Annotated in this window: 12 protein-coding genes; 6 read left to right on the top strand and 6 right to left on the bottom strand. The window is 72.3% G+C overall.

The annotated features are described in order from the left end of the window. Positions 1–66: 66 nt before the first annotated feature. The 5 genes from H490_RS24285 to H490_RS24265 all read left to right on the top strand — a co-directional run bounded on the left by H490_RS24285 (position 67) and on the right by H490_RS24265 (position 5,518). The gene (locus H490_RS24285; protein ID WP_031290030.1) at positions 67–1,170 is read left to right on the top strand and encodes a histidinol-phosphate transaminase; all 1,104 of its coding nucleotides are present in this window, start codon (positions 67–69) and stop codon (positions 1,168–1,170) included. Between the two features lie 78 nt (positions 1,171–1,248). Next, positions 1,249–2,436 carry a thiamine pyrophosphate-dependent enzyme gene (locus H490_RS24280; RefSeq protein WP_017884071.1) on the top strand — a complete coding sequence of 396 codons (1,188 nt, stop codon included), beginning with the start codon at positions 1,249–1,251 and terminating at the stop codon, positions 2,434–2,436. Further along, on the top strand, positions 2,433–3,497 hold the full coding sequence (locus H490_RS24275; protein WP_017884070.1) for an alpha-ketoacid dehydrogenase subunit beta: 1,065 nt from the start codon (positions 2,433–2,435) through the stop codon (positions 3,495–3,497). Before H490_RS24280 ends, H490_RS24275 begins: the two co-directional genes overlap by 4 nt. Before the next feature lie 28 nt (positions 3,498–3,525). Further along, positions 3,526–4,878, top strand: coding sequence for a dihydrolipoamide acetyltransferase family protein (locus tag H490_RS24270; RefSeq protein ID WP_017884069.1), 1,353 nt, complete (start codon positions 3,526–3,528; stop codon positions 4,876–4,878). A 16-nt stretch (positions 4,879–4,894) separates the two neighbouring features. After that, the gene (locus H490_RS24265; protein WP_017884068.1) at positions 4,895–5,518 is read left to right on the top strand and encodes a GNAT family N-acetyltransferase; all 624 of its coding nucleotides are present in this window, start codon (positions 4,895–4,897) and stop codon (positions 5,516–5,518) included. Positions 5,519–5,649: 131 nt separating this feature from the next. Here the strand turns inward: H490_RS24265 and katG are convergent, their stop codons facing one another. The 5 genes from katG to H490_RS24240 form a co-directional block, all read right to left on the bottom strand. Further along, positions 5,650–7,884, bottom strand: coding sequence for a catalase/peroxidase HPI (gene katG / locus H490_RS24260; RefSeq protein ID WP_017884067.1), 2,235 nt, complete (start codon positions 7,882–7,884; stop codon positions 5,650–5,652). 92 nt (positions 7,885–7,976) lie between these two features. Next, positions 7,977–8,465, bottom strand: a complete 489-nt coding sequence (locus tag H490_RS24255) for a Fur family transcriptional regulator (protein WP_017884066.1) — start codon at positions 8,463–8,465, stop codon at positions 7,977–7,979. A gap of 205 nt (positions 8,466–8,670) precedes the next feature. After that, the gene (locus H490_RS24250) at positions 8,671–9,702 is read right to left on the bottom strand and encodes a cation diffusion facilitator family transporter (protein ID WP_238560331.1); all 1,032 of its coding nucleotides are present in this window, start codon (positions 9,700–9,702) and stop codon (positions 8,671–8,673) included. A 16-nt stretch (positions 9,703–9,718) separates the two neighbouring features. Beyond that, positions 9,719–11,977 (bottom strand): heavy metal translocating P-type ATPase, encoded by a 2,259-nt coding sequence (locus H490_RS24245; RefSeq protein ID WP_017884064.1) that lies wholly within the window; start codon positions 11,975–11,977, stop codon positions 9,719–9,721. A gap of 3 nt (positions 11,978–11,980) precedes the next feature. Further along, the gene (locus H490_RS24240) at positions 11,981–12,202 is read right to left on the bottom strand and encodes a heavy-metal-associated domain-containing protein (RefSeq protein ID WP_017884063.1); all 222 of its coding nucleotides are present in this window, start codon (positions 12,200–12,202) and stop codon (positions 11,981–11,983) included. 171 nt (positions 12,203–12,373) lie between these two features. Here H490_RS24240 and H490_RS24235 point away from each other — a divergent pair, with 171 nt between their 5' ends. Then, entirely contained in the window at positions 12,374–13,651 is a 1,278-nt protein-coding gene (locus H490_RS24235; protein WP_017884062.1) for a glycosyltransferase, read from the top strand. Here the strand turns inward: H490_RS24235 and H490_RS24230 are convergent. Further along, a complete protein-coding gene (locus H490_RS24230) occupies positions 13,618–14,376 on the bottom strand; it encodes a GntR family transcriptional regulator (protein WP_017884061.1) in 759 nt (252 codons plus the stop codon). The genes H490_RS24235 and H490_RS24230 overlap by 34 nt on opposite strands. Positions 14,377–14,404 lie beyond the last annotated feature (28 nt).

Here is a 14,404-nt window from a genome sequence, read left to right as displayed (position 1 = left end):
GTCCGCGGCCGAGACGACCGGCGACGCGGCGGGCAGGGCCGCAGCCGCTCACTAGACTTGCGATCCATGAGCGAAAACGCTGCGCCTCCCGTTCGCATCCGCCCCGACGTGCTCGCGATGCCCGCCTACCGGCAGGGTGCGACGCCCACGAGGCCGGGGTTCAAGCTGTCGAGCAACGAGAACCCCTTCGACCCGCTTCCCGGGGTGCTCGAGGCCGTGGCGCAGCGCGCGCTCGAGACGAACCGCTACGCGCCGGCGGCGATGCCCGAGCTGCGGGCCGCGCTCGCGGGCGAGTTCGGGGTGAGCCTCGACCACGTGCACCTCGCGGCCGGATCCGTCGCGATCCTCTACCAGCTCGTGCACGCCGCGGCGGGCCCCGGCGACGAGTACCTCTACGCCTGGCCCAGCTTCGAGGCCTACCCCTCGCTCGGCCTCGCCTCCGGCGCCACCGGCGTCGCGGTGCCGCTGACCGCGGGCGCCGAGCACGACCTCGACGCGATCGCCGCGGCGATCACCGAGCGCACGCGCGTGATCCTGCTGTGCACCCCCAACAATCCCACCGGCCCGGCGATCCGCCGATCCGACTTCGACCGCTTCATTGCGGGCGTGCCCTCCGACACCCTCGTAGTGCTCGACGAGGCCTACCGGGAGTTCGTCGACGCCCCCGACGCCGTGCGGGGCGAGGACGTGCTGCGCGACCATCCCAACCTCGTCGTGCTGCGCACCTTCTCGAAGGCCTACGGGCTCGCCGCGCTGCGCATCGGCTACGGCGTCGGCCACCCCGCGATCCTGTCGTCCGCCGCGAGCGTGGGCATCCCGCTCTCGGTCACCGGCGTCGCCGAGAGCGCGGCGCTCGCCTCGCTGACCCCCGGGGCCCGCGCCGTGCACGCCGAGCGCATCGCCGAGATCGTGCGGCGGCGCGACGCGCTCGCCGCGGGTCTGCGCGAGCTCGGGCTCGCGGTGCCCGAGGCGCAGGGCAACTTCGTGTGGGTGCCGGAGGGCCGGGATCGCGGCGGCGTCGACAGCGCGCAGGCGCTCGCCGCCGCGTTCGCCGAGGCGGGCACCCTCGTGCGCCCGTTCGCCGGCCACGGCGTGCGCGTCTCGGTGGGGGAGGCCGAGAGCCTGCCCGAGGTGCTGCGCATCGTGCGGGAGTTCGTCGTCGCGGTCTGAGACGAGGATCGCCCACCGGTCCGCCCACCCCGCGATATATCCGCGCGGTGTCGGGGGTGCTCATTACACTGGGTCAGGATGAGCGAACAGACGACTTACGGCCCGCTGCACGGTGGGGCGGATCCCGAGCCGATCCGCTTCCTCGACGAGGCGGGCGCCTACGCGCCCTCGGCGACCGCCGCCGAGTTCGCCGACGAGCTCTCGGCCGTCGGGATCGATGACTTCAAGCAGTGGTACCGCGACATGGTCTCCACGCGCGCCTTCGACACCGAGTGCACCCACCTGCAGCGGCAGGGGCAGCTCGCGCTGTGGGTGCCCAGCGTGGGGCAGGAGGGCTGCCAGGTCGGCCTCGGCCGCGCCGCCGAAGCGCAGGATCACATCTTCCCCGCCTACCGGGAGCACGCCGTCGCGCTGATCCGCGGCGTGGGCTTCCTGCAGATCGCCGCGCAGTTCCGCGGCCTCACCCACGGCGGCTGGGACGTGACCGACCCGGCGCACGGCAACTTCCACCTCTACACGCTGGTGCTCGGCGCGCAGACCCAGCACGCCACCGGCAACGCGCTCGGTCAGCTGCTCGACGCCAAGCGTCGCGCGGGCGACACGAGCATGGACGCGGGCGAGCCGGGCACCGCGACGGGCGAGGCCACCATGGTGTTCTACGGCGACGGCACCTCCAGCCAGGGCGACGCCAACGAGGCCATGATCTTCGCCGCCAGCTACCAGACCCCCGAGGTCTTCGTGGTGCAGAACAACGGCTGGGCCATCTCGGTGCCGGTCGCGCGCCAGTCGCGCACCCCGCTCTACCGCCGCGCTCTCGGCTTCGGCCTGCGCAGCGTGCAGATCGACGGCAACGACCCGCTCGCCGCGTACGCGGTAGGGCGCCGATTCCTGCGAGAGGCGCGCACGGGGGGCGGCCCGGGATACATCGAGGCGCTCACCTACCGCGTCGGCGCGCACACCACCGCCGACGACCCCACGCGCTACCGGCCGGCCGGCGAGCTCGAGGCGTGGCAGCAGCGCGACCCGATCGCCCGCTTCGAGGCGCACCTGCGCACGCTGGGCATCGACGACGCGTTCTTCGAGGAGGCGCGCGAGGAGGCGGAGCGCGAGGCGAAGCGGGTCCGCGACGGCATACTGAGCCTGCCCGCCCCGCAGCCCGGGTCGATGTTCGACCACGTCTACTCCGAGCCCCATCCGCGCATCGACGAGCAGCGGGAGTGGTTCGAGCGCTACGAGTCGTCGTTCTCGGAAGGATCAGCAGAATGAGCGCCACGCACACCGAGACCTCCAGCCGCCCGGCTCAGCCGGATACCGAGCGCGTCGACGGGCAGACCGTCGCCACGCTGTCCGAGCGCACCACCCTCCCGCTCGCCCGCGCCATCAACGAGGGGCTGCGCGCCGCGATGGCCGCCGACGAGCGAGTGCTGCTCATGGGTGAGGACATCGGCCCGCTCGGCGGCGTCTTCCGCGTGACCGACCGGCTGCAGGCAGACTTCGGCTCGGCCCGCGTGCTCGACACCCCGCTCGCCGAGGCCGGCATCGTCGGCAGCGCGATCGGCCTCGCGATGCGCGGCTACCGCCCCGTCATCGAGATCCAGTTCGACGGCTTCATCTTCCCGGCCTTCAACCAGATCGTCACGCAGCTCGCGAAGATCCGCGCCCGCCACGACGGCCGGGTCGACATGCCGGTGGTCATCCGCGTGCCCTACGGCGGGCACATCAACTCCATCGAGCACCACGAGGAGAGCCCCGAGGCGTACTTCGCGCACACCCCTGGCCTGCGCGTCGTCGCGCCGTCGACGCCGAACGACGCCTACTGGATGATTCAGCAGGCGATCGCCTCGAACGATCCCGTGCTGTTCTTCGAGCCCAAGGCGAAGTACTGGCAGAAGGGCGAGGTCGATCCGGCGGCGCCGGCCGCGGGCCTCCACCAGACCCGGATCGCCCGCACGGGCACCGACTGTACCGTCGTCGGCCACGGCGCGATGGTGACGACGCTGCTGCAGGCCGCCGAGGTCGCGCAGTCCGAGGGCACGAGCCTCGAGGTCGTCGACCTGCGCAGCGTCTCGCCGATCGACTACGAGCCGCTGCTCGCCTCCGTGCGCAAGACCGGGCGTCTCGTGGTCGCGCAGGAGGCGGTCGGCAACGCGAGCATCGGCAGCGAGATCGCCGCGACCGTCGCCGAGCGCGCGTTCTACTCCCTGCAGGCGCCGGTGCTGCGCGTCTCCGGCTACGACGTGCCGTTCCCTGCGGCCGCCGTCGAATCGCTCTACCTGCCCGACGCCGACCGCGTGCTCGAGGCCGTCGACCGCACGATGCACTATTAGAACCTCCCACCGAATCCCAGGAGCAACCATGAGCGAGATGACGTTCCCCCTTCCCGACGTGGGCGAGGGCCTGACCGAGGCCGAGATCGTCACCTGGCACGTCTCGCCCGGCGACACGGTCGAGCTCAACCAGGTGATCTGCGAGATCGAGACCGCGAAGTCGCTCGTCGAACTGCCGTCGCCGTTCACCGGCACGGTCACCGAGCTGCTCGCCGAGATCGGTCAGACCGTTCCCGTGGGCGATCCGATCCTGCGCGTCACGACGGCGGGGTCCGAGGGCGGCGAGGCCGCAGCGGCGCCCGGGGCGGAGCCGGCGGGTGCGGAGTCGGCGGGCGCCGACGAGGAGACCCGCGCCGCGGTCGCCGACGCGGCTGCGAGCGTGGAGCACGAGGACGAGGGCGGCGCCGTGCTCGTCGGCTACGGGGCGGGCGGCGCGGTGAAGTCGCGCCGTCGTCGCGGCGGCGAACCGCTGTTGAACGGGTCGCCGCGCGCGCACGCGCCGATCCCGGTCGCCGAGGCAGCCCCGATCATCGCGAAGCCGCCGATCCGCAAGCTCGCAAAGGATCTCGGCGTCGACCTCTCGCAGGTCTCGGGCACCGGCATCGCCGGCGAGATCCTGCGCGACGACGTGGTGCGGCACGCCACCCAGGCGAGCCTCTTCCGCAACATCTCCACCCCCGAGGCGTCGGAGGCCCGCGAGGAGCGCATCCCGCTGAAGGGCATGCGCAAGCAGATCGCGAAGGCGATGGTGGCCAGCTCGACCGAGGCGCCCCACGTGGGCGTCTTCACCGACGTCGACGCGACCCGCACGATGGAGTTCGTGAAGCGCCTCAAGAACTCCACCGACTTCGCGGGCGTCAAGGTGTCACCGCTGCTCATCTTCGCGAAGGCGATGCTCTGGGCGATCCGGCGCAACCCCGAGGTGAACTCCACCTTCACCGACACCGAGATCATCCGACACAACTTCGTGAACCTCGGCATCGCCGCGGCCACGCCGCGCGGCCTCGTGGTGCCCAACATCAAGGACGCGCAAGACCTCAGCCTGCTCGACCTGGCGAAGGCGATCGAGCAGCTCACGATCACGGCGCGCGACGGCCGCACCCAGCCCGCCGAGATGCAGAACGGCACCATCACGATCACCAACATCGGCGTCTTCGGCATGGACTTCGGCACCCCGATCCTCAACCCCGGCGAGTGCGCCATCATGGCGATGGGCACCATCAAGCAGAAGCCGTGGGTGGTCGACGGCGAGGTGCGACCCCGGATGGTCACCACCGTCGGCGGATCGTTCGACCACCGCATCGTCGACGGAGACGTGATCTCGCGCTTCGTCGCCGACGTGGCGTCCGTGCTCGAAGAGCCCGCGCTGCTGCTGGACTGATCGTCGGGGCGACCAGATGACACTCGAACATCCGGGCGTGCTGCGGGGCCGGCTCGTCACGCTCGAGCCGCTCGCGCCCGAGCACCACGACGGGCTCGTCGAGGCCGTGCAGGATGGCGAGATGTGGCGGCTCTGGTACACGAGCATCCCGGCGCCCGACGGCATGGCGGCCGAGATCGACCGGCGCCTCGAGCTGCAGCGGTGCGGGTCGATGCTGCCCTTCACCGCGCGCCGCAACGACACGGGCCGCGTGATCGGCATGACCACGTTCATGAACATCGACGCCGCGACGCCCCGGGTCGAGATCGGCTCGACCTGGAACGCGGCCGGCGCGCACGGCACCGGCACGAACCCCGAGTCGAAGCTGCTGCTGCTCGCGCACGCCTTCGAGGTCTGGGACTGCCCGGCGGTCGAGTTCCGCACCGACTCCCACAACCACCAGTCGCGGGAGGCGATCGCGAGGCTCGGGGCGCGGCAGGACGGCGTCCTGCGCGCGCACCTGCGGCAGCCCGCGGGCTACCTGCGCGACACCGTGGTGTTCTCGATCACCCGCACCGAGTGGCCGGGCGTGCGGCTCGGCCTCGAGCAGCGCGTGGCGCGGCACCTGGCGCAGCCGGAGGGCGGCCCGAGGCTCGGCTGAGGGGCGCTTGCCGCACGCGCACCGTCGACGTGCGACGAGGGGATGCCTCCCCGTCGGGAGGATGCCGGGCGAACGGGTGTTCAGGCATCCTCGCGACAGGAAGGCATCCCCTCGCCGAGGCCGAGCGTCGGCTACCGCAGATCGAAGCGGTCGAGGTTCGCGACCTTGACCCAGGCGCGCACGAAGTCGTCGACGAACCGGTCGGCGGCGTCGTCGCTGGCGTACACCTCGGCGACCGCGCGCAGCTCGCTGTTCGAGCCGAACACGAGGTCGGCGCGGGTGCCGGTCCAGGTCTCCTCGCCCGTAGTCTCATCGATGGCCTGGAAGGTGCGCGACTCGGGGTCGATCGCGCGCCAGTTCGTGTTCAGATCGAGCAGGTTCACGAAGAAGTCGTTCGTGAGCACGCCCGGGCGGTCGGTGAGCACGCCGTGCTTCGAGCCGTCCCAGTTGGCGTCGAGCACGCGCAGACCGCCGACGAGCACGGTCATCTCGGGGGCCGACAGGGTGAGCAGGTTGGCGCGGTCGACGAGCAGCTGCTCGGCGGGGCGTCCGAGTGCCCGCGGGCTCTCGTAGTTGCGGAAGCCGTCGGCGGCCGGGTTGAGGTACTCGAACGACTCGACGTCGGTCTGCTGCTGCGAGGCGTCGGTGCGACCCGGGGTGAAGGGGATCGAGACCGTGCGGCCCGCGGCCTCGGCGGCCTGCTTCACGCCCACGTTGCCGGCGAGCACCGTGAGGTCGGCGATCGAGACGCGCTTGCCGGTGGCCTCGTTCTCGGCGTCGAACTGCGCCTTGACGCCGTCGAGCACCTGCAGCACCCGGGCGAGGCGCTCGGGGTTGTTGACCTCCCAGTCGCGCTGCGGCTCGAGGCGGATGCGGCCGCCGTTCGCGCCGCCGCGCTTGTCGCTGCCGCGGTAGGTGGCGGCCGCCGCCCAGCCGGTCGAGACGAGCTCGGCGACGGTCAGGCCGGATTCGGCGATGCGCTGCTCGAGGGCGGCGACGTCGGCGGCGTCGATCAGCTCGTAGTTGCGCGCCGGGATCGGATCCTGCCAGATCAGATCCTCCGACGGAACCTCGGGGCCGAGGTAGCGCGACTTCGGGCCGAGATCGCGGTGGGTGAGCTTGAACCAGGCGCGAGCGTAGGCCTCGGTGAAGGCGCGCTGGTCGTCGCGGTAGCGCATCGAGATCTCGCGGTAGATCGGATCCTCGCGCAGCGAGATGTCGGTGGTGAGCATGCGGGGCTCGCGGCGGCCGCTGAAGTCGGCCTCGGGCACCATGTCGGATCCGCCGCCGTCCTTCGGACGCCAGTGGTGGTGGCCGCCGGGGCCGTCGACCTTCTCCCACTCGTAGGCGAAGAGGATGTGGAAGAACTCGTTGTCCCAGCGCGTGGGGTGGTAGGTCCAGGTGACCTCGAGGCCCGAGCCGATGGTGTCCTTGCCGTGGCCGGTGCCGAAGCTGCTCTTCCAGCCGAGGCCCATCTGCTCCATGGGGGCGCCCTCGGGCTCGGCCGCGACGTGGTCGCCCTCGGGGGCGGCGCCGTGGGTCTTGCCGAAGGTGTGGCCGCCGGCGATGAGGGCGACGGTCTCCTCGTCGTTCATGGCCATGCGGGCGAAGGTCTCGCGGATCTGGAGCGCCGCGGCGAGGGGGTCGCCGCTCGCGCGCGGGCCCTCGGGGTTGACGTAGATGAGGCCCATCATGGTGGCGCCGAGCGGTTCGGAGAGCTTGGCCTTGCCGTCGTCGCCGAGGCGGGCCTCGTCGCCGAGCCAGCTGCCCTCGGAGCCCCAGTACACGTCGTCGTCCGGCTCCCACACGTCGGGGCGACCGCCGGCGAAGCCGAAGGTGGGCATGCCCATCTGCTCGTGCGCGACGTTGCCTGCGAGGATCATGAGGTCGCCCCACGAGAGCGACTTGCCGTACTTCTTCTTGACGGGCCACAGCAGGCGGCGCGCCTTGTCGAGGCCGACGTTGTCGGGCCAGCTGTTGAGGGGCGCGAAGCGCTGCTGGCCGGTGCCGCCGCCGCCGCGGCCGTCGAAGACGCGGTAGGTGCCGGCCGAGTGCCAGGCCATGCGGATGAAGAGCGGGCCGTAGTTGCCGAAGTCGGCGGGCCACCAGGGCTGCGAATCGGTGAGCACCTCGGCGATGTCGGCCTTCACGGCGGGCAGGTCGAGCGTCTCGAAGGCGGCGCGGTAGTCGAAGTCGGCGCCCTGGGGGTTGGCGACGTCGGGGTTCTTGGCAAGGATCTTCAGGTTGAGGCGGTCGGGCCACCAGTCGGAGTTGGTGGTCGCGCCTGCGGCGGGCTTCGCCGTGCCCTCGGTGGGGGCGGGGCCCCTGCCGCTGTGGTCGACGGGGCACTTGAGCTCGTCAGTCAATGCCGGTTCCTTTCTTCGGGGGTGTGCTGGACGTGTTCGGGCATGGGGGAGCCGCGGAGGGGCTCGGCGTCGAGCTCGCGGCGGGGTGCGGATCAGGCGGCTGGTGCGGATCCGGCGGCCGCGGTTGCGGCCTCGGGATCGGCCCGCCGTTCGCAGACGGCGCAGATGCCGCGGAAGGTGACGGTGGCCTCGATGATGCGCATGCCGTGGGTCTGCGGGGGCAGCATGCACGGCGCCGCGCCGAGGGCGCAGTCGACGTCTTCGATGCGGTGGCAGACGATGCACTGCACGTGATGGTGGTTGTCGTGCAGGCGGGTCTCGTAGAGGGCGCTGCCGGAGTCGGGCGGGTCGATGCGGCGCAGCAGGCCGTGCTGGGTGAGGTCGTTGACGATGTTGTGCACCGACTGGGGGGAGAGCGACGGCTGCTGCTCGGCGAGGGCCGTGTGGATGGCGGCGGCCGAGCTGTGCGGGTGGGCGGCGATGTGGTCGAGAGCGGAGAGGCGGCCCTCGGTGACGCGCAGCCCGCGCGCGCGGAGCAGGCTGCTCCACGGTTCGTGAGGGGCCGGGGTGTTCGCGCTCATGGCATCAGCCTACTTGTTTTGAATAACTCAAAATAAGGATCGGCGCGGTTCTGCGCCTGCGCGAGGGGAGGGCCGGGCGTGTCGCGGTTCGGAGACCGGTCTCCGCGCCCGGACGGGGACCCCTCGCGCGTTGCTCCTTCGTCGCCCCGCGCGCCGCCGAGGCGCGCGGAGCTCCACTCTCCTCGCCGACCTGAGGGGACCGCAGTCACGCATGTGCATGTGAGGAGTTCTCGCCGTGGCTCGCGGGTTCGAGCTGCAGCGTGACGTGGGAGGTGTCGAAGTGCTCGTGCAGGCAGGCCCGCAGCTCGTCGAGGATCGCGTGGTAGTCGCGCTCGCTCCAGGCCGCATCGGAGACCGTGACGTGGGCCGAGAAGGCGGGCACCCCAGAGGTGATGGTCCAGGCGTGCACGTCGTGCACCTCGGTGACGCCCGGCACGGCGAGCATGTGGTCGCGGGCCGCGTCGACGTCGATGTTCTTGGGGGAGGCCTCGAGCAGCACGTCGACGACGTCGCGCAGCAGGCTGATCGCGCGCGGGAAGATGAGCAGGGCGATGAGGATCGAGGCGATCTGGTCGACGGCGTTCCAACCGGTGAGCATGATGACGATGCCGGCGATGATGACGGCGATCGAGCCGAGCAGGTCGCCGAGCACCTCGAGGTAGGCGCCCCGCACGTTGAGGCTCTCCTTCTGGCCGGACTGCAGGATCAGCAGCGAGACCAGGTTCGCCGCGGCGCCGATCACGGCCGCCACGAGCATGGGCCCCGAATGCACCTCGACCTCGGCACCGAAGCGCGAGATCGCCTGCACGAGGATGACGACCGCGATGACGCCCAGCACGATGCCGTTGACGAGCGCGGCGAGCACCTCGACGCGCAGGTAGCCGAAGGTGCGCTTCGAGGTGGCGGGAAGCGCCGCGATGAGGCTCGCGATGAGCGCGATCGCGACGCCGGTGGCGTCGGTGAGCATATGCCCGGCGTCGGCGAGCAGCGACAGCGAGTTCGAGACGAAGGCGCCCGCCACCTGCACCACGAAGACGCCGAGGGTGATGGAGAGCACGAGGATCAGCCGCTTGCGGTGCTTCGCGGTCGCGGTGCCGGGCGCCCCGGATCCGCCGCCGCCGCCGCCGCCGTGGTCGTGGGAGTGCCCGTGCCCGTGGCCGTCGTCGCGGGCGTCGGGGCGCTCGGGGTGCCCGGCGCTGAACTCGGGCTCGCACTCGTCCTGCATCCGTGTCTCCATCTCTCGGTACTCGACGCTACCGCTCAGGCCGGGTCGAAGCGCCCCTGAAGCCGCGCAGGCGCAGGCTGTTGCCCACGACGAAGACGCTCGAGAACGCCATCGCGGCCCCCGCGATCATCGGGTTGAGCAGGCCGAGCGCCGCGAGGGGGATCGCGGCGACGTTGTAGGCGAAGGCCCAGAACAGGTTGCCCTTGATGGTGGCGAGGGTGCGGCGCGACAGCCGGATGGCGTCGGCCGCGCTGCGCAGGTCGCCGCGTACGAGGGTGATGTCGGCGGCCTCGATGGCGGCGTCGGTTCCTGTGCCCATGGCGAGGCCGAGGTCGGCCTGCGCGAGGGCGGGGGCGTCGTTGACGCCGTCGCCGACCATCGCGACGACGCGCCCCTCGGCCTGCAGCGCCCTGACGACGTCGACCTTGTCGCCGGGCAGCACCTCGGCGTGCACGCGATCGATGCCGACCTCGGCGGCGACGCGCTCGGCGACGGCGCGGTTGTCGCCGGTGAGCAGCACGGGGGTGAGGCTCAGGCGTTCCAGGGCGCGGATCGCTTCGGCGCTCGTGGGCTTGACGCTGTCGGCGACGGCGAGCAGGCCCCGGGCCTCGCCGTCCCAGGCGGCGACGACCACGGTGCGCCCGGCGGCCTCGAGGCGGTCCTTCTCGGCGAGCAGTGCGGCGTCGGCGGTCACGGCCCAGTCCGCGAGCAGGGAGTCGCGCCCGACGATGACCGCGGTGCCCTCGACGGTCGCCGCGATCCCCCGGCCGGCGACGTTGCGGAACGACTCGGCGGCCGGCAGCCGGTCTCCGAGCTCGTCGGCCGCGGCGCGCGCGACGGCCTGCGCGATCGGGTGCTCGGAGGCCGCCTCGACGGCGCCCGCGCGGCGCAGCAGCTCGTCTCGATCCTGACCCGCTGCGGGGATCACCTCGGCGAGCTCCATCCGCCCGCTCGTGACGGTGCCCGTCTTGTCGAGCACGACGGTGTCGACGCGGCGCGTCGACTCGAGGATCTCGGGGCCCTTGATCAGGATCCCGAGCTGAGCGCCGCGACCGGTGCCGACGAGCAGCGCCGTGGGAGTCGCGAGCCCGAGCGCGCAGGGGCAGGCGATGATGAGCACGGCGACGGCCGCGGTGAACGCGCTCGCCGCCGAGGATCCGAGCGCGAACCAGGTGATGAGCGTCGCGAGGGCGATCACGAGCACGATCGGCACGAAGACGCCCGAGATGCGGTCGGCAAGGCGCTGCACCTGCGCCTTGCCCGACTGGGCGTCTTCGACCATCCTCGCCATCCGGGCGAGCTGGGTGTCGGAGCCGATGCGGTCGGCGCGCACGACGATGCGGCCGCTCGTGGAGACGGTGCCGCCCGTGACGCTGTCGCCGGTGGCGGCCTCGACGGGCACCGACTCGCCGGTGAGCATGGAGGCGTCGACCGCGGTGGCGCCCTCGACGATCACGCCGTCGGTGGCGATCTTCTCCCCGGGCCGCACGATGAACTCGTCGCCGACCTCGAGCTGCTCGACGGGCACGCGGGTCTCGACCCCGCCCCGCCGCACCGCGACGTCCTTCGCGCCGAGCTCGAGCAGCTCGCGCAGCGCGGATCCGGCCTGGCGCTTCGAGCGCTTCTCGAAGTAGCGCCCCGCCAGCAGGAACATGGTGACGCCCGCAGCGACCTCGAGGTAGATGTTGCCCGCGCCGTCGTGGGGGTGGACGGTGATCTCGAAGGCGTGCGTCATGCCCCTCTCGCCGGCGGTGCCGAGGAACAGCGCGTACAGCGACCACAGGAACGCGGCCGAGGTGCCCACCGACACGAGCGTGTCCATGGTGGCGGCGCCGTGCTTCAGGTTGACCCAGGCGGCCCGGTGGAAGGGCCAGGCCGCCCAGGCGATGACGGGGGCGGTGAGGGTGAGGGCGGCCCACTGCCAGTAGTCGAACTGCAGGGCGGGGATCATCGAGACGAGGATCACGGGCACCGACAGCCAGACCGAGCCGACGAGGCGGCGGCGCAGGGCGAGCAGTTCGGGGTCGTCGTGCTCGGTCGCGCCGTCGTCGGCGCCGGTCGCGTCGGGCGGCGGCGCGGGGAGCTCGGCGGTGTAGCCGGTCTTCTCGACCTCGGCGATGAGCAGGTGCGGGTCGAAGCCCTCCGGCGCCGCGATGCGGGCCTTCTCGGTGGCGTAGTTGACGCTGGCCTCGACGCCGTCGAGCCGGTTCAGCTTCTTCTCGATGCGGGCGGCGCACGAGGCGCAGGTCATGCCGCCGATCTCGAGCTCGTAGGTGCTGGTGCTCATGGCTCAGGCGCGGGCGGCGGTGTAGCCGGCCTCGTCGACGGCGGCGAGGATCGCGGCGTCGTCGAGCGGCTCGGCGTGCTCGACGCGCAGCAGGCCGGTGCCGGCGCTGACCTCGATGCCGGTGACGCCCGGCACCTCGGCGACCTCCTGGCGGATCGCATTCTCGCAGTGTCCGCAGCTCATGCCGGTGACTCGGTACTCGGTGGTCTGGGGTGCGGCGGTCATGGCGATCCTCTCGTTGCAGTCTCTTTCAGCATACCCCTATGGGGTATATCTCGCATCAACCCCGTTGCCCGCCCGCGTATTCCCGGCCCGCGAACCCGATCCTCGGCACCGAGGCAGGGAAGCCGAGCGAGGCGAGGCGGGCCGGCCCGGCCGAGGCGATACGCTCGATGCATGCCCTCCAGCGCCGCCCCGCTCCGTATCGGCTTCGTCATGCTGCACACGTCGCCACTCGACGTGCCGGGCACGAAGGACGCCGGCGGCATGAACGTGGTGGTGCGGGCCCAGGCCGACGCCCTCGCCCGCGCGGGGCACGAGGTCACCATCTTCACCCGCCGCAGCGATCCTGCGCCACCGGCCCGCACCGTGCTCGACTCTGGGCTCGCGGTCGTGCAGATCGACGCCGGCCCGCCGCGGCTGCTCGCGAAGGGCGAGCACGAGGGCGTGATGGGCGAGTTCGGCGCGCTGCTCGACGCCGAGCTGCAGCGCGCGCCCGTCGACCTGCTGCACGCCGAGCACTGGTTCTCCGGCATCGCGGCACTGCCGGTCGCGCGCCGCGCCGGCGTTCCGCTCGTGCAGAGCTACCACTCGATCGCGGCGCCGCCCGAGTCGCCGCTCACCGACGGCGAGCGGCCCGAGTCGCCGGGCCGGCTGGCGGGGGAGCGGCGCCTCGCGCACGAGGTCGACCTGGTGATCGCGGTGAGCGAGGCCGAGCGGCGCACCGTGCTCGAGCGCCTCGACGGCGACGAGGATCGCGTGCGCGTCGTGCCGCTCGGCGTCGACACCGAGCTGTTCCATCCGTGCGCCACGCGCGACTGCGAAGAGGACCGCGACTGGTTCGGCAGCGGCGGACGCCCCGAGGCGATCGTCGTGGGGCGGCTGCATCCGCTCAAGGGCTTCGACCTCGTGATCGAGGCGGTGGCGGTGCTGCCGCCCGACCAGCGGCCCATGCTGCGCATTGTGGGCGCGCCGCCGCCCGACGGCGACGACTACGTGCGAGCGCTGCACGAGGCGGTCGCCCGCCACGGCATGCTCTGCACGACCGCCTTCGACGGCGCCCTGCGGCGGGGCGAGCTCGCCGACCGCATCCGCCGCGCGGCCGTGATGCTCGTGCCGTCGCACTCCGAGACGTTCGGGCTCGTCGCCCTCGAGGCGGCCGCCTCCGGCATCCCGGTGATCGCGCGCGACGCGGGCGGGCTGCGCGAGGCCGTCATCGACGGCGAGACGGGAGTGCTGGTGGCGGGCGACGATCCGCGCGTCTGGGCCGACGCACTGTCGGCGCTGCTCGCCGATCCCGACCGGCTCGCCGCGCTGGGTCGCGGCGCCCGGGCCCATGCTCTCACCCGCAACTGGGGGGCGTCGGCGGATCGCCTGCTCGAGGTCTACCGCGAGCTGCTCGCGGGGGCGCGCGGCGGCGCTCAGCGCGAGACGAGCGTCGTCTCGAAGGAGTAGAGGTCGGGGCGGTAGCAGTGGTGCCCCGCCTCGATGACCCGCCCGCCGTGGTCGAAGGCCACGCGGTCCATGGTGAGCAGCGGGCTGCCCTTCGCGAGATCGAGCAGCTCGTGCTCGTCGCCGTGCGTGCGCCTCGCGCCGATCGTCTGGTTCGCGATCTTGATGGTGATGCCGCGCGCCCGCAGGATCTCGTAGAGGCCGTGCCGCTCGAGGTCCTCGGCGGTGATGTCCGAGAACTCGGGGGCGAGCAGGTTGTCGAGGATCGCCATGGGGGTGCCGTCGGCGCAGCGCAGGCGGCGGATGCGGCTGATCTCGGTGCCGGGGGCGATGCGCAGCTGCGCCGCCACCTCCTCGTCGGCCTGCACGCGCTCGATCGAGAGCACGCGCGTCGTGGGCGTGTGGCCCACCCGCGTGAGATCCTCGTGCAGGCTCGTCAGCTCGACGGGCCGGCTCACCCGCGCCTGCACCACCTGGGTGCCGATGCCGCGGCGGCGCACGAGCAGGCCCTTGTCGACGAGCTCCTGGATCGCGCGGCGCACGGTGGGGCGCGAGAGGCCGAGGCGCTCGCCGATCGAGATCTCGTTCTCGAGGCGGGCGCCGGCGGGGATGACGCCGTCGCGGATCGCGCGCTCGAGGCGGCTCGAGATCTGGAAGTAGAGGGGCACCGGGCCGGTTCGATCGAGGTCGGTGAACAGCTCTTCCGGCCAGACGGGTTCGGTGCTCATGTGACCCTCGCTTCGCTCGGCGGGCCGC

Origin of the sequence: Leucobacter sp. UCD-THU, from assembly GCF_000349545.1 — a bacterium.
Taxonomy (GTDB): domain Bacteria; phylum Actinomycetota; class Actinomycetes; order Actinomycetales; family Microbacteriaceae; genus Leucobacter; species Leucobacter muris.
Note: the sequence above shows the minus strand (reverse complement) of the source record. Positions and strands in the feature narration are given on the sequence as shown.

What these genes read in the sequence shown, in the direction of transcription:
- H490_RS24285 (WP_031290030.1), top strand. Translation starts at nt 67, where the DNA reads ATGAGCGAAAACGCTGCGCCTCCCGTTCGCATCCGCCCCGACGTGCTC.
- H490_RS24280 (WP_017884071.1), top strand. Translation starts at nt 1,249, where the DNA reads ATGAGCGAACAGACGACTTACGGCCCGCTGCACGGTGGGGCGGATCCC.
- H490_RS24275 (WP_017884070.1), top strand. Translation starts at nt 2,433, where the DNA reads ATGAGCGCCACGCACACCGAGACCTCCAGCCGCCCGGCTCAGCCGGAT.
- H490_RS24270 (WP_017884069.1), top strand. Translation starts at nt 3,526, where the DNA reads ATGAGCGAGATGACGTTCCCCCTTCCCGACGTGGGCGAGGGCCTGACC.
- H490_RS24265 (WP_017884068.1), top strand. Translation starts at nt 4,895, where the DNA reads ATGACACTCGAACATCCGGGCGTGCTGCGGGGCCGGCTCGTCACGCTC.
- H490_RS24255 (WP_017884066.1), bottom strand. Translation starts at nt 8,465, where the DNA reads ATGAGCGCGAACACCCCGGCCCCTCACGAACCGTGGAGCAGCCTGCTC.
- H490_RS24250 (WP_238560331.1), bottom strand. Translation starts at nt 9,702, where the DNA reads ATGGAGACACGGATGCAGGACGAGTGCGAGCCCGAGTTCAGCGCCGGG.
- H490_RS24245 (WP_017884064.1), bottom strand. Translation starts at nt 11,977, where the DNA reads ATGAGCACCAGCACCTACGAGCTCGAGATCGGCGGCATGACCTGCGCC.
- H490_RS24240 (WP_017884063.1), bottom strand. Translation starts at nt 12,202, where the DNA reads ATGACCGCCGCACCCCAGACCACCGAGTACCGAGTCACCGGCATGAGC.
- H490_RS24235 (WP_017884062.1), top strand. Translation starts at nt 12,374, where the DNA reads ATGCCCTCCAGCGCCGCCCCGCTCCGTATCGGCTTCGTCATGCTGCAC.
- H490_RS24230 (WP_017884061.1), bottom strand. Translation starts at nt 14,376, where the DNA reads ATGAGCACCGAACCCGTCTGGCCGGAAGAGCTGTTCACCGACCTCGAT.